Source organism: Dysgonomonas termitidis (assembly GCF_042654545.1).
Lineage (GTDB): Bacteria > Bacteroidota > Bacteroidia > Bacteroidales > Dysgonomonadaceae > Dysgonomonas > Dysgonomonas termitidis.
This window is the reverse complement of the sequence record NZ_JBHSGN010000059.1, coordinates 21,890-40,232: the sequence shown is the minus strand read 5'-3', so window position 1 is coordinate 40,232 and position 18,343 is coordinate 21,890. Positions and strand designations below refer to the sequence as shown.

At 40.4% G+C, this 18,343-nt stretch carries 21 protein-coding genes and 1 tRNA gene; 10 read left to right on the top strand and 12 right to left on the bottom strand.

Going from position 1 to position 18,343, the window contains the following annotated elements; genetic code table 11:
- The coding region (locus tag ACFO6W_RS07970) for an ATP-binding protein (RefSeq protein WP_379995089.1) at window positions 1–765 on the top strand (765 nt) is incomplete at its 5' end.
- Between the two features lie 145 nt (window positions 766–910).
- On the opposite strand, the gene ACFO6W_RS07965 is transcribed toward ACFO6W_RS07970, so the two are convergent.
- From ACFO6W_RS07965 to porT, 3 genes are read right to left on the bottom strand one after another with little or no spacing between them, the layout of a single operon-like run.
- Entirely contained in the window at window positions 911–1,234 is a 324-nt protein-coding gene (locus ACFO6W_RS07965; RefSeq protein WP_379995087.1) for a nitrous oxide-stimulated promoter family protein, read from the bottom strand.
- Window positions 1,227–1,655 (bottom strand): GNAT family N-acetyltransferase, encoded by a 429-nt coding sequence (locus tag ACFO6W_RS07960; RefSeq protein ID WP_379995085.1) that lies wholly within the window; start codon window positions 1,653–1,655, stop codon window positions 1,227–1,229. The genes ACFO6W_RS07965 and ACFO6W_RS07960 overlap by 8 nt, the downstream gene beginning before the upstream one ends.
- A gap of 11 nt (window positions 1,656–1,666) precedes the next feature.
- Complete coding sequence (gene porT, locus ACFO6W_RS07955; protein ID WP_459952426.1) at window positions 1,667–2,380, bottom strand: type IX secretion/gliding motility protein PorT/SprT; 714 nt, start codon at window positions 2,378–2,380, stop codon at window positions 1,667–1,669.
- 290 nt (window positions 2,381–2,670) lie between these two features.
- Between porT and ACFO6W_RS07950 the strand changes: the two genes are divergently transcribed.
- On the top strand, window positions 2,671–2,838 hold the full coding sequence (locus tag ACFO6W_RS07950) for a DUF362 domain-containing protein (protein WP_006799560.1): 168 nt from the start codon (window positions 2,671–2,673) through the stop codon (window positions 2,836–2,838).
- Window positions 2,839–2,971: 133 nt separating this feature from the next.
- On the opposite strand, the gene ACFO6W_RS07945 is transcribed toward ACFO6W_RS07950, so the two are convergent.
- Window positions 2,972–5,125, bottom strand: coding sequence for a S9 family peptidase (locus tag ACFO6W_RS07945; protein WP_379995082.1), 2,154 nt, complete (start codon window positions 5,123–5,125; stop codon window positions 2,972–2,974).
- Between the two features lie 310 nt (window positions 5,126–5,435).
- Here ACFO6W_RS07945 and ACFO6W_RS07940 point away from each other — a divergent pair, with 310 nt between their 5' ends.
- Window positions 5,436–6,095, top strand: coding sequence for a suppressor of fused domain protein (locus ACFO6W_RS07940; RefSeq protein ID WP_379995080.1), 660 nt, complete (start codon window positions 5,436–5,438; stop codon window positions 6,093–6,095).
- 107 nt (window positions 6,096–6,202) lie between these two features.
- Here the strand turns inward: ACFO6W_RS07940 and ACFO6W_RS07935 are convergent, their stop codons facing one another.
- Both ACFO6W_RS07935 and ACFO6W_RS07930 read right to left on the bottom strand, forming a co-directional pair.
- The gene (locus tag ACFO6W_RS07935) at window positions 6,203–8,323 is read right to left on the bottom strand and encodes a S46 family peptidase (protein ID WP_379995078.1); all 2,121 of its coding nucleotides are present in this window, start codon (window positions 8,321–8,323) and stop codon (window positions 6,203–6,205) included.
- A 40-nt stretch (window positions 8,324–8,363) separates the two neighbouring features.
- A complete protein-coding gene (locus ACFO6W_RS07930) occupies window positions 8,364–9,887 on the bottom strand; it encodes a lipopolysaccharide biosynthesis protein (protein WP_379995075.1) in 1,524 nt (507 codons plus the stop codon).
- A 225-nt stretch (window positions 9,888–10,112) separates the two neighbouring features.
- On the opposite strand from ACFO6W_RS07930, the gene ACFO6W_RS07925 reads away from it, so the two are divergent.
- The gene (locus tag ACFO6W_RS07925; protein ID WP_379995073.1) at window positions 10,113–11,924 is read left to right on the top strand and encodes an AMP-dependent synthetase/ligase; all 1,812 of its coding nucleotides are present in this window, start codon (window positions 10,113–10,115) and stop codon (window positions 11,922–11,924) included.
- Between the two features lie 58 nt (window positions 11,925–11,982).
- A complete protein-coding gene (gene hemW, locus ACFO6W_RS07920) occupies window positions 11,983–13,113 on the top strand; it encodes a radical SAM family heme chaperone HemW (RefSeq protein ID WP_379995071.1) in 1,131 nt (376 codons plus the stop codon).
- 78 nt (window positions 13,114–13,191) lie between these two features.
- Here hemW and ACFO6W_RS07915 read toward each other — a convergent pair whose 3' ends face one another.
- From ACFO6W_RS07915 to ACFO6W_RS07890, 6 genes are all read right to left on the bottom strand, one after another.
- Window positions 13,192–13,782, bottom strand: a complete 591-nt coding sequence (locus ACFO6W_RS07915; protein ID WP_379995069.1) for a 30S ribosomal protein S16 — start codon at window positions 13,780–13,782, stop codon at window positions 13,192–13,194.
- Between the two features lie 183 nt (window positions 13,783–13,965).
- Window positions 13,966–14,220 (bottom strand): 30S ribosomal protein S20, encoded by a 255-nt coding sequence (rpsT, locus tag ACFO6W_RS07910; RefSeq protein ID WP_006799499.1) that lies wholly within the window; start codon window positions 14,218–14,220, stop codon window positions 13,966–13,968.
- Between the two features lie 41 nt (window positions 14,221–14,261).
- Window positions 14,262–14,333 (bottom strand) — tRNA-Glu (locus ACFO6W_RS07905).
- Window positions 14,334–15,060: 727 nt separating this feature from the next.
- Window positions 15,061–15,288 carry a hypothetical protein gene (locus tag ACFO6W_RS07900; protein ID WP_379995067.1) on the bottom strand — a complete coding sequence of 76 codons (228 nt, stop codon included), beginning with the start codon at window positions 15,286–15,288 and terminating at the stop codon, window positions 15,061–15,063.
- A 576-nt stretch (window positions 15,289–15,864) separates the two neighbouring features.
- A complete protein-coding gene (locus ACFO6W_RS07895) occupies window positions 15,865–16,302 on the bottom strand; it encodes a hypothetical protein (protein ID WP_379995065.1) in 438 nt (145 codons plus the stop codon).
- Between the two features lie 35 nt (window positions 16,303–16,337).
- Window positions 16,338–17,039: a S24 family peptidase gene (locus ACFO6W_RS07890; protein ID WP_379995061.1), complete on the bottom strand. Its 702-nt coding sequence runs from the start codon at window positions 17,037–17,039 to the stop codon at window positions 16,338–16,340.
- 112 nt (window positions 17,040–17,151) lie between these two features.
- Between ACFO6W_RS07890 and ACFO6W_RS07885 the strand changes: the two genes are divergently transcribed.
- From ACFO6W_RS07885 to ACFO6W_RS07865, 5 genes are all read left to right on the top strand, one after another.
- Window positions 17,152–17,469 carry a hypothetical protein gene (locus ACFO6W_RS07885; RefSeq protein ID WP_379995060.1) on the top strand — a complete coding sequence of 106 codons (318 nt, stop codon included), beginning with the start codon at window positions 17,152–17,154 and terminating at the stop codon, window positions 17,467–17,469.
- 69 nt (window positions 17,470–17,538) lie between these two features.
- On the top strand, window positions 17,539–17,736 hold the full coding sequence (locus tag ACFO6W_RS07880) for a hypothetical protein (RefSeq protein ID WP_379995058.1): 198 nt from the start codon (window positions 17,539–17,541) through the stop codon (window positions 17,734–17,736).
- A gap of 1 nt (window position 17,737) precedes the next feature.
- The gene (locus tag ACFO6W_RS07875; RefSeq protein ID WP_379995056.1) at window positions 17,738–18,001 is read left to right on the top strand and encodes a hypothetical protein; all 264 of its coding nucleotides are present in this window, start codon (window positions 17,738–17,740) and stop codon (window positions 17,999–18,001) included.
- Entirely contained in the window at window positions 17,998–18,138 is a 141-nt protein-coding gene (locus ACFO6W_RS07870) for a hypothetical protein (RefSeq protein WP_379995054.1), read from the top strand. Before ACFO6W_RS07875 ends, ACFO6W_RS07870 begins: the two co-directional genes overlap by 4 nt.
- Window positions 18,139–18,149: 11 nt before the next feature.
- Complete coding sequence (locus ACFO6W_RS07865) at window positions 18,150–18,335, top strand: hypothetical protein (RefSeq protein ID WP_379995052.1); 186 nt, start codon at window positions 18,150–18,152, stop codon at window positions 18,333–18,335.
- The last annotated feature ends 8 nt before the right edge of the window (window positions 18,336–18,343 follow it).

The window sequence follows — 18,343 nt, the reverse complement described above, 5'->3', positions numbered from 1 at the left end:
TTTGGTACATGGGGTCAATTTAGACTGGCACGAGGGGGCAACGCTCACTGGATTTTCCAGCTGTTTCAACGCCTGCGAATTTACGCCAACAACCCGCTTACAATCGGCGAAATGGGAATCGGACACGAAGACACAAAAGAAATAGAGGCTTTGCGTGAAGCCTTGGTAAATCTGCTCATTCACACTGATTATTTCAGTCCGATGAAACCGCGAATCCGAGTTTTTACCAACCGCATTGAGTTTGAAAATCCGGGGAAATTGCCCCGCTCGGTTGAAGAACTGATGAGAACAGACGAAACTTTGCCGAGAAATCCGGTTTTGGCAAAATTTTTCCGTTTGGCAAAACTTTGTGAAAGCGCAGGTTACGGATTTGACAAAATGCTGCAATGGAAAAAGCAAACAGGGAATGAAGTCCTGTTTGAAACCTCTATTGATAAGACGAAATTCACATTCATACTCTCTGAAAATGAAAATCGACAAAGTACAGAGAAAGGTATAGAGAAAGGTATAGAGAAAGACGAAAATGGTATAGAGAAACCACAAGAAAGTACAGAGAAAACTATACAGAAACTTTCAAAAAATACAGAGAAAATTCTGAATTTAATGGCGGAAAATCCGTCTATCACAACCGCTCAACTTGCTGAAAAAGTCGAAATTTCTGTTGCTGCAATCAACAAACAAATTGCAAAATTAAAAAAACAGAATTTACTTCGCCGAGACGGTGCAGATAAAGGTGGTAAGTGGGTAATTATAAAAACAGATTGAATCCTATTATTTGTACCATATTTGCGACATGTGTTTGTAAGATGTTGAATATCAATAGTAAATACTTTTGAGGAAGTAAAATAAGATATACATACTTTTTATACTACTAAAGATAAGCTGTCGGATTAGATTCCGGCAGCTTTTTTTATTTAGAGGGCGTCTTCTTCTTTGAGGCTTTCATACCTTTGACAAGATGAGCGATAGCCAGCATGGGGCTATGGAATATCATACGCGGCCCGGAATAACGCATGACTTCCTGCATACGCGATTTCATGTCAGGCTTATAGCAATGGACAGGACATTTCTGGCAAGTAGGTTTATCTTCGCCAAAAGTACAGCGTTCGAGTCTGTTCATCGCATACTCATTCAGTAGTGAACAGCCGGCGCACAAGGTCTTGGATTTACCATGTTTAGCAGCACAGTATATCCTTATCATTTTCGTTACAGTCCTTTTTTCCGTATCATTCATCTTTTACAAAACCTCTGTCAATCATCCTTTCCGGATTCATAAAATAAGCCATCCCCGTTTTCATCCTCTTAAAGTTCAGCTTTTTGTAAAAGCCTTCTTTTCCTGGTGAAGCATATAGGATAAAATTACAACCGGGCGTAGCCGCCATTAACCGCGTCACTATTTCCTGTCCTATCCGATGTCCCTGATAAGCAGGGTCTACTGCAATATCGTATAGTGCTGACTGCCGTACTCCATCGGATATCATACGCCCAAATCCAATAAGCACAGTATCATTAAAAACAAAAATAACAGAATGACTGGCCTCAAAAGAAATCCGGTGTTTCTCCGCATCAACTGTAGACATGCCTACAATATCCAGCAAATTACGGACTCTTTCCCAGGATATATCCCGGCAATCCGTTTGGTATATTAAATCCATATATGTGCTAATTATTCAAAGTTGAAAATAAGTGAAATCATACGAGACTTCCCGGAAGATATTGCATCCCTGTATTTCAACATTTCTTTATCTGTTATATCTGACCTGTCTTTGTCTATTAAATCGGCTAAACCGAAAGAAAAACGTAATTCGGGGCATAGTTTGAACAATGGCAGATAGATGTTGCACCCCACGCCGAATTCCAATCCGTAGTCCATTTTCCTGAAACGTAATGCCTGATCATTTTTAGCGCCGATATCCAACGCTGCATAAGCTCCGCCTAATAGATAAGGGCGGTAGTTCCCTATGCGGGGAGCGCTGAATTTAAGATGTAACGGGACTGTGAGATAACTGGCCTTCAATGATGTTGTATATTCCTCACCCGAAGACTGCTCCCTGAATACAAAACGCCTTTCGCCCAAATGCATACTCGGGGATAAACGGAGGTTGAAATATTCATTCAGGTATCTGTCCCCTATCATGCCCACACTGAATCCGACCGAATAGGAAGGTATTTCGGCAAACCATGCATCGCCGTTTTCCCCTATATAGCCTGTATGGGAAAATATCAGATCAGGAGCATTAATACCTAGCGAAAAACCCAGATGGTACATCTTCTGATCGGCAAACGGCTGATTCAGAGCCTTGCGAGCCTGGGCCTCCATGTTTTCTGCCGAAGCAATGCAGAAGGCTAATAAAATCAATATGTATATTCTTGTTTTCAAATCAGGATACTTTTTTTATGAAACGCAGATCTACACCCGTTATTATACTAGAAACCAATATTAATATTACTTAGAAAGAGTAAAAATAAGCAATTTGTTAAATTATGTTCTAATCAGCCGGTACGAGTATAAAGTATTGTGAAACAATAAATTATTTAATAAATCGAAAATCAATATAGATAAAAATGATATTTTATTTATAATATCTAACAGTATCTATTTTGGCTGACCGAAAAAACTCTTTATATTTGTTGCATCAAAGTTAGTAATAATATTAAAAATCGAAAATCATGGCTTACGTAATTAACGAAGATTGTATTGCTTGCGGTACTTGTATTGACGAGTGTCCGGTAAACGCAATTTCAGAAGGCGACATCTATAAGATCGATCCAGATACTTGCACAGATTGTGGAACTTGTGCTGATGCATGTCCAACTGAAGCAATTCACCCTGCATAATATTATCAGGAGTATAAAATACAGAGGAAGCTTATATAGCTTCCTTTTTTATTTTATGACTACGACTGGCTCCCATAATAAAAAGCATGAGGCTGGATGCACTCATGCTTTTTTGTACTGTTGAAATTTTTTTCTACATATTTGTTTTCAAAAACTTAATTACTTTCTCATACAGATAAGTACGGTTGGCTGCACCGCGTATCGAGTGGTCTTTGTCTGTAAATACAAACATATCGAATTGCTTGTTTGCTTTTACCAGAGCAGCCGCATAGTCCATTGTATTCTGGAAATGTACATTATCGTCTGCCGAACCGTGTATCAATAAGAGGTTTCCTTCCAGCTTATTCGCAAAATTTACGGGTGAACCGGCTTCATATCCGGCATTGTTCTGCTGAGGTGTACGCATGAAACGTTCTGTATAGACCGAATCGTAGAAGCGCCAGTCGGTTACGGGTGCAATTGCCACTCCGGCTTTAAATGTGCCATTACCGCGGCTCATACTCATCAGCACATTATACCCTCCGTAGCTCCATCCCCAGATCGCTATTTTGCTACCGTCTATATATGGAAGTGTGGCAAAGTACTTAGCCGCAGCCACCTGGTCGTCCGATTCATAAATACCCAGATTCATATAGGTACATTTGCGGAATTCTTCGCCCCTGGCTCCCGTGCCGCGTCCGTCTACACAGGCTACTATGAAGCCCTGGGTGGTCAGGTAATCTGTCCAGTCCATGCCGTAACGGTCTTGTACCTGCTGCGAGTCCGGTCCGCTATATTGTACCATAACGAGCGGGTATTTACGGGACGGATTAAAGTCGGCAGGCTTCATCATATATGCATTCAAATCCCTGCCATCAGCCGATTTTACAGTTATAAACTCTTTCTTTGGAAGAGCCATTGATGCCAGTGTTTTGCTTAGAGCGGCATTGTCCTCCAGTACACGCAGCTCTTTGCCTGTAGCGTCGTGTACTGTAGTTATCTTAGGAACAGAGGCGTTGGAGTAGCTGTTGATATAATATTTACCGTTTTCACTGAATGTCGCTTCATTCGTTCCTTGTCGGGCAGATAGTTTTGTTTTGATACCTTTTACCATATCTACTTTATAAATGGCACGTTGCAAGGGACTTTCTTCCGCAGCTTCATAAAATACCGCTTTTGTAACAGGGTCTACTGCAAGCAGGCCGGTTACATCGTAATTGCCCGAAGTCAATTGTTTCTGCATTACACCTGTATTATCGTAGAGGTAGATATGCGCATATCCGCTTCTCTCGCTCACATATGTAAATTGATTTCCAAAAAAACAGATTGTATTCAGCGATTGGGAATCCACATAGCGGCTATTCACCTCGTTCAGTACCGAGCGGGGAACAGCCGACCGGGCATTGGTAAAGAACATCTCAAATTTATTCTGGTCACGGTTTAGTGTCATAATGGCGAGTTCGTCACCGGTAGGAAGGAATTCTATACGCGGAATGTATTCCGTGCTTTCAGGAATATTCATTTTGCGGATAGTCTTGGCTTCTATATCGAAGACATTACAGGTTACTTTCGAGTTTTGTTCTCCGGCTTTCGGGTATTTGAATGTAAACAGTGACGGGTACAACTGATTATTATACATCTGCATCGAATATTGCGGTACGGCGGTCTCATCGAAACGGACAAATGCCAATAAGCCTCCGTCAGCCGAAAAATCCATCAGTCTGGTCGTCCCGAATTCTTCTTCGTATACCCAATCGGTACCCCCGTTGATAATTTTGTTTATTTCACCGTCTTTGGTTACCTGCGATTCTGTATCATAGTCGAATTTGGCCAGCCAGATATTATTGTCTATCACATATGCTAACATACGCCCGTCGCGTGAGAAGACAGGCACAGACTGCTTTCCTTTGTTTTCGGTCAGTTTACGCACCAGATTGCGGCGCACATCATAGTAATAATAATTTGCTTTGAAAGAATGCCGGTATATAGATTCGGAATCATTATATACGATCAACCGTTTTTCATCGGGACTTATCACAAAACCCTGGAATGTGTCGATTGTACAATCACGGGCTTTTTTTACATTAAAAATCGTATCGGTAGGCAAGCCTGTTTTATACGAATATTTGATAATCATTTTATTATCCCTGTCGGCCTGAAAATATGATTCTCCGTCAGCTGACGATGTTACAGGCTGTACGCCACGGGCGTAATATTTCCCGGAATTGATATCCCTGAGGTTTAAATGCTGCGCGTTAGCTGTTGTAAAGAACAAGCTAATAATCAACAATCCAAAAATGTTCTTCATGCTTCTATATGATTTTTATTTCTTGCAAATATACCGATTTTTGACAGGTGATGTATAGATTATAATGTGATTATATTTTTATAACGTCAATTAGGGGTTGAATTATATAAGGCTTACAGCCTGTCAGGTTTATCGGCCGCCCTGTTATGAGCCGTATAATGGATTCTGGGCATATACAAAGTGAAAACCAATTAATAATATCAATCAGTCGTTAGATATTCAGATATTAACGTTCTACTTATCTTTCACGCACAACTGTTATTTCTGCTTCTCTAATTTTTTATATCTTTAAACCATTAATTAAATGCACATGACACAGAAAGAATACAAAAATCTCTTCGACGAAGACGATGCCGTAGGCTGGTGGGAAATAGACAAGGCAATTGAAAAACTATACGGTGATGTTGAACCTCGTCATTACGCCCCGCAATTGCACTATATGGTCGGAGGGGAAGACCCTTTGGACGGAGTCAGCATTTTCGATTCCCGTAACCAGGAATTTCACCGTCATCTGGTGAGTTATGGTATGTCGGAGCTTTACTATAATGAAGAGGCTGCGGGTGGTGAGTTTAGTAAATGGGGTTTCGAATTTACTTTTCGTCTCAAGCCTTTCGAAGAAGACGGGGAAGACCCTACATGGGTTGTCAATTTGATGAATAACCTGGCGCGCTATGTGATAAAAAGCGGCCGCTGGTTTGAAGAAAACCATGTAATCCCTGCCAACGGTCCTGTACGGGTAGGAGGGAAAAAGGAGATAGACATTGTGGGAGTTGCTTTTACGCTTGACCCCGAAATGGGAAAAATACAGACTCCGCATGGAGAAGTGGCTTTCTTGCAGATGGTAGGGCTTACCTCCAAGGAGATGGACCGGATAAAATCGAGTGGTTCGGCTTATGAAGAAGTGAAGAAAGTACTGGAAGAGATGAGGGACAATAATCCGTTGATGATAACAGATTTAGACCGGAGATAGTAACGTGTATTCTCAGAAATGCGATAAAACAGTCAAAACACCGGTTTGTATAAAATAGAAATGGCTGCCGATCATTTTCGGCAGCCATTTTTATCTTAGTATATCCCTTATTTTATAATTTTCAGTTCCTGAATCAAACGGGGACATTTCATTACCTTATCTATTGTATAAAGTACATAGCGAATATCCACGCTGATAGTACGTTGCACTTCCGGTTCAAATACAATGTCTCCGCTCAGTGCTTCCCAGTTACCGTCGAAAGCCAGACCGATAAGTTGAGCTTTTCCATCGAAAACAGGGCTACCCGAGTTACCTCCGGTTATATCATTGTTAGATAAGAAGTTTACATGCATCTTACCATCCGCGTCAGCATACTGGCCAAAGTCACCTGCTTTCAGGTCGTTAAGGATATATTCCTGTACTGCAAATTCGGGATCATTCGGATTTTCTTTTTCCAGAACTCCTTTCGATGTAGAATAGTAATCGTATGTTACAGCATCGGCAGGCTTGTATCCGCCAATGGAACCATAGTTGAGGCGTTGGGTGAAGTTGGCGTCCGGCGAGAATACTTTATTTGGTTCCATTTCCATCAATCCCGCCATAAACAAGCGCCCGCCCTTCTCTATTTGCGCGTGATATGGGGCAGAGTCTTTCTGAAGCAATTTCAGGCATGGCTCAAGCGATTTCGCCAGTTCTATCGCAGGATCTTTTTCTATATCTTTAACTTTACCGCTGGTAATAAGGCTTACTATTCCGTCGAGGCTTGTCAGCTTCGTATTTTTATAGAACCAGTCGGCGTATTTATCATAATCGCCTTTGAACTTCTTGTTGATGGTTTCATATATGGCTGGTTGGTAAGCAGCAGGCACTCGTTCTGCGTATAGTTTGAGCAATACAGGCATTACCTGACGGTCGAGAGACGGCTCGTAGTCTTTGTACGCGTTAGTCATGCGGCTTCTTAATTCTTCGCCTTTATCTCCTTCGTCCATTTTGCTGACAAACAAGGCTGTATTGGCAAAACGGGTTATTTCTATACCGTTGTAGAATGTTTCGAACAGGTATGTCTGTATTTTAGCAGCATCCATTGTAGAAGTATAACCTTCTTTCAGCATCTGTAATACATCCCCGTATTTGGCCTGGTTGTCCGATGAGGATGCCCATTGTGCAAATCTCGTTTCAAGGGCTTCTTTATCTTTTATTACATCCAGCTTTGCAATGGCTTCGTTCATGCCCATTGCATTTTTCCAATAGTTTGAACTACCTGCGTATTTAGAGGCATATTTGATGCGTACAGCATCACTTGCGTTCATCGCTTTTTTCCAGATGTCCTGTTTTGCTCCACGTACTTCGATGCGTGGCTTGTGCTCCGATTCTACCATTTGGTTGATACCCCACGATGACATGTAGCGTTCAGTACTTCCCGGATAACCGATAGTCATGGCATAATCCTTATCCTTGAATCCCTGTATGGATACAGGAACGGAATATTTAGGCTTGTAGGGAACATTATTGGCGCTGTAGCGTGCGGCCTGATTGTCTTTGTTCGCGTATACGCGGAATACAGAGAAGTCGCCTGTGTGGCGTGGCCACATCCAGTTGTCGGTTTCTCCTCCGAATTTACCTACGGATGAAGGCGGAGTAAAAACAAGTCTTACGTCGCGGAAGACATCATATATAACTGCATAATATTTGTTGTTGGAATAGAACGGTACTACCTGCGCACGTATGAATTCATTCCCTTTATATTTTTCTAAATATATATTCGATAACGAATCTATCTTTTGGTCGCGCACATCTTCGCTGTCATCAGGCAGTAAAGTGGAGGTCACGAAATCTGTGATGTCCTCTGTCTTTTGCAGGAAAGCAACCATTAATCCTTCTGCCGGTAATTCATCGGCAAATGCCTGACTGACAAAGCCGTCTTTCAGGTAATCGTGCTCTACCGAACTAAGTTTCTGAATATTTCCGTAGCCACAGTGATGATTTGTGAAGATCAATCCCAGATCAGAAACGGCAACTCCGGTACATCCGCCACCGAAGATTACCACCGCATCTTTCAGCGATGGGTTTGTCTCACTGTAAATACTATCGGCCGGGAATGAAAAACCCAGTTCTTTCATACGAGCCAGACTTTGTTTGTTCAGCTCTTTCAGCAACCACATACCTTCGTCAGCCTTTACTAACAGGGCCGAGAGGAAGAGGATTGAAAATAGAAATATCTTTCTCATTGGTTTATAATTATTATTGATTTATTAATTGTATTTTGTTTTATTTATTTTTCTTGAAGTATCTGTTGATAAGAGGTATTTCACTCAAAGGCAAATCCTTTTTAATCACAATCGCCGCAAAAGCGATGAGGAATAATGTACGGTATCCCATACGCAGCAATTCATTGTCTATCTGCGGATACATGGCGGCTATATAAAATACGGTTGCCAGAATGAAATAAAGGAATATATTTTTCAGGTCATATTTTATAGGGAAATACTTTTGCCCGATGAAGTACGATATGGCGGCTATTATCAGGTTGCAGGCGAACGTAGCCCATGCACTGGCTATATAGCCGTAAACGGGAACAAGTACAATATTCATTACTACCTGTATGATGCATCCCAGTATGGAGAAATATGCTCCGTATTTGGTCTTGTCCGTCAGCTTGTACCATACCGAAAGGTTGAAATAGATACCGAAAAATATCTCACCCATCATGGCATACGGCAGAACGTCCAACCCTATGGCATAATTACGGCCGATTTTATGCATAATATACTGGATGATATCTATGTAGAACATCACTACCAGAAAAATCAGCAGCACAAATATGATGAAATATTTCATTGCGTCCGCATAAGACCTGGTATTGTCCTTCCCATCCTTGTTTTTCCCGAAAAAGAAAGGCTCATAAGCGTAACGGAAAGCCTGGATGAACATAGATATTATGACCGAGAATTTGACACAGGCGCTGTATATTCCCAACTGGCGGTCGGCTTCTTCGACACTATCAAAAGGAAGATAAGGATACACCAGTTGCGCTACGGTCTGGCTGATAACTCCTGCCAGTCCCAGCATGAGCAGCGGAAAAGAATATTTCAGCAGGCGGCCCAGCAGGCTTTTGTCAAAGTCTATTTTCAACCCCTTCATTGTTGTTGGTATCAACAGGATTAATACAGCCAGCGTAGATATAAGATTAGCCAGAAATATATACCCTATACCTATATCCTGATGATAAAACTTATTGAGTATAAAATCGGGGTAAGCCTCTTTTATCCAGGGGCAAAATACTAAGAAGAACAGATTGAAAAATATATTGAAGAAAATAAAGGCGAGTTTCAGCGCGGCAAACCGTTTCGGCCTTTTTTGTTGTCTCAGGTATGCGAAAGGGATGGTCATAAACGCATCCAGGGCAACCACGATCGCCATAATCATTATATGTTCCCTGTGATCCGTATATCTGAGCCATTCGGAAATGGGCGTAATGAAGCAGATACAGAACAATATAAAGAGCAGTGAGGTGCAGCCTATGGTTATCAGTGAGGTAGAATATACCTTATCCGCGTTTTCTTCCTTTTTATTCATAAATCGGAAGAAACCCGTTTCCAGTCCGTAAGTCAGCAATACCAGAAACAGTGCCGTAAGCCCATATATGCGGCTAACTTTCCCATATTCTATAGTATTGGTGAAAATGCTGATGTGCAGTGGCATCAGAAACCAGTTGAGAACACGGCCGAGAATACTACTCAATCCGTAGATTGCAGTATCTTTCGCCAAACTCTTCATTCCACTACCTGCCATAGAAAATTATTTGGCTACAAAAGTAGTAAAATAAGTTATGAGTTATAAGCTATAGGTTATAAGTTTTTACCATGTTATGGAAAACGAGATACCAAACTGTTTATGTATCCTGATTTAATTGGCCTAACAACGGGTGTTTGTGCAACTATAAAAATTACAATTACATAATATATTTTCCATATTTAAGACTACCTTTGCAAGAATTACGAATCAAAAAGAATTTCCATGAACTATTATCATTTATCTATTTTGGTGCATCGCCAAGCCATCAGATATGGGAAAAGAACCGCCCTGAAGTATAGGAACCCTTACGAAAAAAAATGGAAGAGTATTTCATGGAAGAAGTTTTCAGATAACGTAATGAAGACGGCATGGGCTATGGCCGAAATAGGTGTAAATGAGGGCGATAAGGTCGCGGTTTATTCCCAGAATATGCCTCAGTACCTTTTTGCCGATTTTGCTTCGTATGCCAACAGGTGCGTATCGGTACCTATATATGCGACCTCTTCACCTACACAGGTGGAGTATATAGTCAATGATGCGAATGTGGAATTGTTGTTCGCTGGGGAGCAGTTCCAATATAATAATGCGTTTAAGGTGCAGCAGAGCGGATCTTCCGTCCTGAAAAGGATAATTGTATTCGATAACAAAGTAAAGTTCCATCCCGAAGATAAGACATCTATTTATTTCGATGATTTTATCGCCTCGGGGGAAAATTCCAATACGGAAGTTATTGTGCGTGTACGCATGAAATCGAGACAAGAAGACGATATCGCCTGCATAATATATACTTCAGGTACAACAGGCGAGCCTAAAGGTGTTGTGATACCTCACTCCTGCTTCTTGCAGGTATTCCGTATTCACGATATGAGGCTGGCTATGACATCCAACAAAGATGTATCGATGAATTTCCTGCCACTGGCGCATATCTTCGAGCGGGCATGGACATGTTATGCACTTCACAAAGGTATGACTATTGCCATTAATCAGGATGCGAAGGAGATACAGAAGTCTATACAACAGATCAAGCCTTCGATTATGTGTAGTGTTCCCCGTTTTTGGGAAAAGGTATATGCGGGGGTGCAAGAGAAAATTTCTGATTCCAAGGGAGTCATGAAGTGGTTGTACACTCATGCGATCAAAACAGGCAAGAGGTATAACCTCGATTATAAGAACAATGGAATCCGTGCGCCTTTTGGTCTGAGGATCAAATTCTTCTTATATAACAATACTGTATTCCGCGTGTTGAAGATGGTGGTCGGTATCCAGAACGGCAATATATTTCCATGTGCCGGAGCACCGTTGTCAGACTCTATAAATGAGTTCCTGCAATCGGTAAATATACCTATAATAATAGGTTATGGATTAACAGAGACTTGTGCGACAGTCAGTTTTTATCCGGAAAAAGGATTCAGAATAGGTTCCATCGGTACTATTATGCCGGAGGTGGATGTAAGGATAGATCCTGCAAACAACGAGATACTCGTGAAAGGAAAAACCGTTATGCGCGAGTATTATAAGAAACCGGAAGAAACGGCTAAAGTGTTTACCGGGGATGGGTATTTCCGTACAGGTGATGCCGGACGACTGGAAGGAAATGTCTTGTTTCTGACCGAGCGTATAAAAGATCTTTTCAAAACAGCTAACGGTAAATATATTGCTCCTCAGGCGATAGAAACAAAAGTGTCTGAAGATAAGTTTATCGATATGATAGCTGTTATAGCGGATGAACGCAAGTTTGTCAGCGCCCTGATTGTACCAGACTATAAAGCATTGGAAGATTATGCAGAGGCTCACAATATCCAATATGATAAACTGGAAGAACTGCTCTCAAATGTGGATATCCTGCGTATGCTCGATGGCCGTATCGAATTGTTACAGGCAAATTTTGCTCCTTACGAAAAGATTAAGAGATACTGGCTGCTGCCCGAACCATTCACAATGGAAGGTGGCGAACTCACCAATACGTTGAAGGTTAAGCGTAAGTTTGTCGCAGAGAAGTATAAAGATATCATCGACAAGATGTATAAAGAATAACGCTGTTAGCTTTTAGCTGATAGCTATCAGCTAATGGCTATCGGCTATCGGCTAAAACATGGCAGGCATTTATATACACGTTCCTTTTTGCAAGACAAGGTGCATTTATTGCGATTTTTATACCCGCACCGATATGTCTCCAAGGCATAACTATGTATCGGCTGTATGCAGGGAAATAGAGTTGCGCAGAGACTACATCTCAAGTGAGGTAGTAAAGACAATCTATTTCGGAGGAGGAACGCCTTCCCAATTATCATACGGGGACTTCCAAAGAATATTTGATACCATCCGGGCTAATTTTACGGTTGCCTCTGATGCTGAAATAACAATGGAGGCCAATCCGGACGACCTGGATGCAAAATATTTGGAGACGCTCCGGGGACTACCTTTCAACCGCCTGAGTATTGGTATCCAGAGTTTCGATGACAATGAGCTGAAATTCCTCAGGCGCAGACATTCCGCCGGAAGAGCAATAGATGCGGTCAGCTTATGTAAGTCGTCAGACTATAACAATATCAGCATCGATCTGATGTATGGACTGCCAAATCAGACAATGGATATCTGGCAACGAAATCTGGAACAGGCTATAAATCTCGGTGTGCAGCATATCTCGTCTTATCACCTTATTTATGAGCAGGGAACACGGTTGTACCGTTTGTTCAAATTGGGCGATGTAAAGCCTGTGGATGAGGATTTGAGCGTGCAGATGTTCTCTGCGATGATTGACAGCCTGAGTGATGCCGGATTCCAACACTATGAGATATCTAACTTTGCCCGGAATGGGCTGTATTCGAAACATAATAGTTCGTACTGGCTTGGAGAAAAGTATCTTGGATTAGGACCAGCGGCGCATTCTTTTGACGGGCAGAACCGTGCATGGAACATTGCCTCTATCTCTAAGTATGTGGAAGGGATAGGGCAGGGGAATCCGGCCGTAGAAACGGAATATCTTGATAAGAATACCGGTTATAATGACTTTATACTGACTGGCATGCGTACCATGTGGGGAGTAAACCTCGTTGTGCTGGAAAGCCGTTTTGGTACATCAATGAAAGATTATTGCATGAAGAATGTACGGAAGTATATCAATCAGGGATTCGTAACTAATAATGATAATGTATTGAAACTAACCCGCGAAGGCATCTTTATCTCGGATGGCATTATGAGCGACCTGATGTGGGTAGAATAATCTGGCTATTATCATACCGAATAAAAAAGCTCCGGATTTCCGGAGCTTTTCATATGCTGTGATATTTCTTTCAATATATTATTCAGCACTTTTTTCTTCAGCCGGAGCTTCTGTTTCAGTAGCCGGAGCCTCAGCGACTGGCGCTTCTGTTTCAGCAACTTCTTCAGCCGGAGCAGCCTCTGCTTCAGCTTGTGCCTGAGCAGCATTTTCTTCAGCTTTCTTTTGTGCTACTGCTTCTGCTTTAGCCTTATTTGCAGCTTTTTCAGCATCTAAACGGGCTTTTGCATCAGCTTTAGCTTTTGTTTCGTTTTTGTTGATGACAGCCTGGGTTCCTTTTTCTTTCTCAGCTTTCCATGCTTCGAATTTTTTCTCTGCATCAGCTTCTGTAAATGCACCTTTAGCAACACCACCAAGAAGGTGTTTCTTTAACAATACTCCTTCTTCAGAAAGTATGTTACGAGTAGTGTCGGTAGGTTGAGCACCAACTTGTAACCAGTACAAAGCCCTGTCGAAATTTATAGTTATTGTAGCAGGATTTGTGTTCGGGTTATATGAACCAACCTTTTCAATAAATTTTCCATCACGTGGAGCTCTGCTATCTGCAATGACGATGTGATAAAAAGGATAACCTTTACGTCCTCGTCTTTGTAAACGGATCTTTGTAGCCATTTTTCTTTCTTTTGTTAATTATTAATTAATACATAATTGTTATTAGCGGGTGCAAAGATAAGAATAAGTTTTTGGAATACAATGGAATATTGCCTGTTTATTCTGTCGGATATGAATTTAAAAAAGGCCAAACTCCGTAGAGCTTAGCCTCTGTTTTATATTGACAGTTCTTATATTAGTATCTTATGCTAATGATTTAACGTGAGCAGCTAATTTAGATTTCAGGTTACCCGCTTTGTTTTTGTGGATAACGTTCTTTTTAGCCAGTCTGTCAAGCATAGAACATACCGAAGGATACAATTTTTGTGCTTCAGCCTTATCAGTCAGCGTACGGAACTTTCTAACTGCATTACGGGTTGTTCTTGCTGAATATCTGTTTCTCAAGCGTCTTACTTCGGCTTGTCTGATTCTCTTTTCTGCTGATTTATGATTTGCCATGTTGACTAATCCTTATTTTTTAATTTTTGTATTTTATTTTGTAGCCCATAGGGGAGTCGAACCCCTCTTTCAAGAATGAAAATCTTGCGTCCTAACCGATAGACGAATGGGCCATCCTGCGGAGTTTCCGTTCTGTTTTTACAGCTGCTTTCTCCTTCGATTGCGGATGCAAAGGTAATTCATTTTTGATTACTTGCAAATGTTTGATGCTATTTTTTTGAAATTAATTTTAGTTATTTTATTATGATATTGATTTTCAATGTCATTTATTTGTCGCGAAAATACAAATTCATTTGTGCAAAAACGAAATTTATTTTAAATAAAATTGTCAAAGAACGATGAAAGGGGCTAAATGAATAAAAAAAAGTATTTAATGCAACATTATTTAATTGAAACCGGCCATTATTGTTGCAGAAAAAACGATAAATAGATTCGAGGTCTCACCTTTCCATATATTGATAAATGATAATTGGCTTTATGCAAAAAACAGCTATTTTTGTACCTGATTTTTATAATTAATACAATTTACAAATGAAAAAGATTCTTTCGGTTTTACTCATTATATATACTTTTAACTTAAATGCCCAGAATACATACCGTTCACCCCTCTAAAAGGGGCAGTTCAAATACCACAAATTATATATATTTATTAAAATACATTGAAAGCCTTATCTGGAAATGAATAACACAAATATATGAATAATGTACAAACGGAACAAATCCCACAAATACTTTAAACTTGGTTGATTTTGATTGAAGTTTTTAAACAGAGTTTAAAGCAATACTTTATATATAGTTTAAACCGGGATTAAACAATGTTTAAATATTCTTATATAACTCCTATAGACGGATGTATGAGGGATGCTCGGACGGGATTGTCTCGGTAGCCTTCTTCCACTCTCCCCTTGATGCTTCGCCAGCTTCGAAAGTTTTTTGATATTCTTCCTGTACAATGCGGCGGACGTCGCCAGTAGTTTGTGTTTCCGTTTTGGCTATTATAATGCGACTGGTGATGAATGGGAAGGCATCGAAGTCGTATTTGTCGAGCGTGGACTTAGAGACGCGCAAAATGGCCCTATTGGCCTCATATAACGCCGTGAGAGATGTGTATGTTGTAACCTTTAGCGGCTTTTGCCGGATACAGACGAAAACTTTCATATTTGCAAAATGAAAAATAATTATGCAAATATAGTATATTATTTTATCATTATTGGATTTTAAGATAGATAAAACACACGGACGAGACGTCCGCGCGAGCGGGGGGGGATTTTAAGATAGATAAAACATACGGACGAGACGTCCGCGCGAGCGGGGTATTTTATCATTATTGGATTTTAAGATAGATAAAACACACGGACGAGACGTCCGCGCGAGCGGGGTATTTTATCATTATTGGATTTTAAGATAGATAAAACACACGGACGAGACGTCCGCGCGAGCGGGGGAGACGTCCGCGCGAGCGGGGGCAAACAACGGAAAAAGAAGCCGGAAATAGCAAAAGACCCGTAATTAGCGGGCCTTTTTCATGTATTTTATGATACTCCTACATTTTCTCCTACATTTTTTTGATGTATTTTGACGAATAGATCCGCATTTAGATACGCATTTAGATACGCATTTTTTTATAGAAAAACGTTATTACTTTTAATTACTATATTTGAGATATTCTATTCCATCTGCCATAATACTTTTTGCAATCCATTTACTGCCGGACAACTCCATTATAACTGTATAATCACAACGCAGCATGACCCCTAATGGATTTTGAGCATCGACATACATGCTTACTGTATATATATTACCTGATATGGTTATATTGCAGTTGTCGTATTTTTGGTACTTAGCTGAATATGGAGCCTTAAGTGTCTTTTCAATAAATCCTTTAGCCGTAACATATGCATCAAACCTAACATCATATGAATATGAAGAAGATGAGGCGCACGACTTGCAGGATTCAGTAAGATATATACCTCCACAAATGATAGCTATACCACACAATAGGCGAAAGGCTATAACCCTGTTTTCCTTTACACTAAATGTTTCTTTTATAAAAAGAACGACCTTTGTCAAGAAATATTCCATAAAATATAATTAAGATATACAACTATATTTACTTATTATGTCATTGTATTATATCTGATGTTCGCCTGAACGATGGCTATTGCCATAACGGAGGATATCGGAATATCAACCGGGTTGTAGTGTTCGTTGTAAGATACCAGTTTCAGGTGATCCTTCTTATCCGATCGCTGGACATACTTAATTACGACATACTCGTCACCCTCGACTGAATATGACACGATGTAGATGTCTCCGTAATGCAAGTAATCGAGGCTATGAATCTGCCTATATACTGCGATGTCGCCCGACTTCATCAACGGGTACATACTATCCCCTGTAATAAAAATAGCGCCGTCGCTCTTTGTAATATACGGAATCTTGATCGTGTCGATTATATTCTGCTTCCCACTCTCGAATAGCAGGCGCATACCCGCGGCCGCATTGATATCGTAAAGAGGTATAACCGTTTCCCCTTCAATTTTATTTTCAGGTTCAGCGACTATTGAAGAGAGACTGTCGTCTATATTATATTTTTTTATTTCCGGCTTTTTCTCTGACTTTAGCATTTCGCCTCGCCCCGTAATAAGCCATTCGATACTTAGATCATTATATTGATAGCTTATTTTCTCGCATACATCACTACCAACATTCCCTTCTTTATCAAGATATCCGTTAGATAAGCCAACATCTTTATAGAATCTATATTTGCTAATGTTTTTACTTTCAATATATTTTAATATTCTTTCCCTTGTATTCATATTTAGATAGAAAATAAGCTACTAAATTGTTTGATAATAGAAATTAAGCTATTATATTTGTATTCGAATAACAAATGTTACTCGGCTGTAAATATACTAAAAAATAAAGAATATGAGGAATAACTGGATTAAACAAGCGTCATCCTGCAAGAGTCTATGTGAGGATAATTTGAAAGGACGCCGCAGGCACCGTCAAAAACCTTTAGTAAGTGGAAAATATTATCCTTCTGAGTCAACGTCCTGTGGATACGTACTTTCAGTAGATGAGGTGTGTATAAAAGTGGAGATTGAGGGCGAGGAACCGGTAACGGTAGGATTGAGTATTCGAGTTGGCAAGAAAAAAGTTCGCATAAATCTGTCAAAACAGGCAGGCATACCTCAGTCAGATGCTTCCCGTGATCTCCGTCATAGTGCTCTGATGAGTATGTGAAGATGTCGATGTGAAAATTATACATGATATATAGATTTTGAGATAAATATAACAAAAAATAAAGAAAGGATGAAAACAAACAATTTTTGGATGATACACATGCACCTGGTGCGCAAGGGCGAGCTGGCGATTGCCAGCTGGCTGCTAAGAAAGGTAATAGAGGGTAATAAGCCGGCAATAATATATCACGGGCTGTCGTGTGATCCGGCGTGGTTTGTAAGTGGAATTACCAAGGGGAACGGGTATAGCATTAAACTGACGTACTGATATGGCTGAAATATTAAAAATCAGAGTCATGGAGCATAACAGAGCTGATCAGATTCGCATCGGCAGGGAATGCCCTATAACCAGCCTGGAGTGTACTGTAAAAAATGTGGTGGCGCAATACGAAGAGAAAAACGCCTGGTGTGGAGGCTTCCTGAATGCCTGCAAGGAATACTACATGCGCGTGGCTATAGTCGACGCGGATACGCTGGAGATACTGCATATGATATATGACGAAAGGGCAGGTAATCAAATAAATAATTTATGAAAAGCATAATAAAAAAACACGCCTATAAAGCCGGATTCCATAATAATTATGGAAAGGGTTTTACCGGTAATACGCTTTTGAGTTCAATAGCATTGATCGTATCGATCGTAGTATTAATAATCAAGTTGATTAACTAATTTATTCTATTATGATAACAAAAGTTACAGAGCCGATAATCGAAAAATCACCTGTTTTCGGCTCGCAGGTTATAGGCTCACAAACAGAATACCGGCTGTGTGGTATTCTGCTGATGAGAAAGGTTGTGTATACGCCCGAAAAATACGGGATCAGGAATCGCGATAACGGAGCCAGTAGATCACAGGCCAAATACTAAATCTCTTT

Bases quoted from the DNA above. Each gene is read 5' to 3' on its own strand.
- ACFO6W_RS07965 (WP_379995087.1), bottom strand. From the start codon at position 1,234: ATGAATGATACGGAAAAAAGGACTGTAACGAAAATGATAAGGATATAC.
- ACFO6W_RS07960 (WP_379995085.1), bottom strand. From the start codon at position 1,655: ATGGATTTAATATACCAAACGGATTGCCGGGATATATCCTGGGAAAGA.
- ACFO6W_RS07950 (WP_006799560.1), top strand. From the start codon at position 2,671: ATGGCTTACGTAATTAACGAAGATTGTATTGCTTGCGGTACTTGTATT.
- ACFO6W_RS07945 (WP_379995082.1), bottom strand. From the start codon at position 5,125: ATGAAGAACATTTTTGGATTGTTGATTATTAGCTTGTTCTTTACAACA.
- ACFO6W_RS07940 (WP_379995080.1), top strand. From the start codon at position 5,436: ATGACACAGAAAGAATACAAAAATCTCTTCGACGAAGACGATGCCGTA.
- ACFO6W_RS07935 (WP_379995078.1), bottom strand. From the start codon at position 8,323: ATGAGAAAGATATTTCTATTTTCAATCCTCTTCCTCTCGGCCCTGTTA.
- ACFO6W_RS07930 (WP_379995075.1), bottom strand. From the start codon at position 9,887: ATGGCAGGTAGTGGAATGAAGAGTTTGGCGAAAGATACTGCAATCTAC.
- ACFO6W_RS07925 (WP_379995073.1), top strand. From the start codon at position 10,113: ATGAACTATTATCATTTATCTATTTTGGTGCATCGCCAAGCCATCAGA.
- hemW (WP_379995071.1), top strand. From the start codon at position 11,983: ATGGCAGGCATTTATATACACGTTCCTTTTTGCAAGACAAGGTGCATT.
- ACFO6W_RS07915 (WP_379995069.1), bottom strand. From the start codon at position 13,782: ATGGCTACAAAGATCCGTTTACAAAGACGAGGACGTAAAGGTTATCCT.
- rpsT (WP_006799499.1), bottom strand. From the start codon at position 14,220: ATGGCAAATCATAAATCAGCAGAAAAGAGAATCAGACAAGCCGAAGTA.
- ACFO6W_RS07895 (WP_379995065.1), bottom strand. From the start codon at position 16,302: ATGGAATATTTCTTGACAAAGGTCGTTCTTTTTATAAAAGAAACATTT.
- ACFO6W_RS07890 (WP_379995061.1), bottom strand. From the start codon at position 17,039: ATGAATACAAGGGAAAGAATATTAAAATATATTGAAAGTAAAAACATT.
- ACFO6W_RS07885 (WP_379995060.1), top strand. From the start codon at position 17,152: ATGAGGAATAACTGGATTAAACAAGCGTCATCCTGCAAGAGTCTATGT.
- ACFO6W_RS07880 (WP_379995058.1), top strand. From the start codon at position 17,539: ATGAAAACAAACAATTTTTGGATGATACACATGCACCTGGTGCGCAAG.
- ACFO6W_RS07875 (WP_379995056.1), top strand. From the start codon at position 17,738: ATGGCTGAAATATTAAAAATCAGAGTCATGGAGCATAACAGAGCTGAT.
- ACFO6W_RS07870 (WP_379995054.1), top strand. From the start codon at position 17,998: ATGAAAAGCATAATAAAAAAACACGCCTATAAAGCCGGATTCCATAAT.
- ACFO6W_RS07865 (WP_379995052.1), top strand. From the start codon at position 18,150: ATGATAACAAAAGTTACAGAGCCGATAATCGAAAAATCACCTGTTTTC.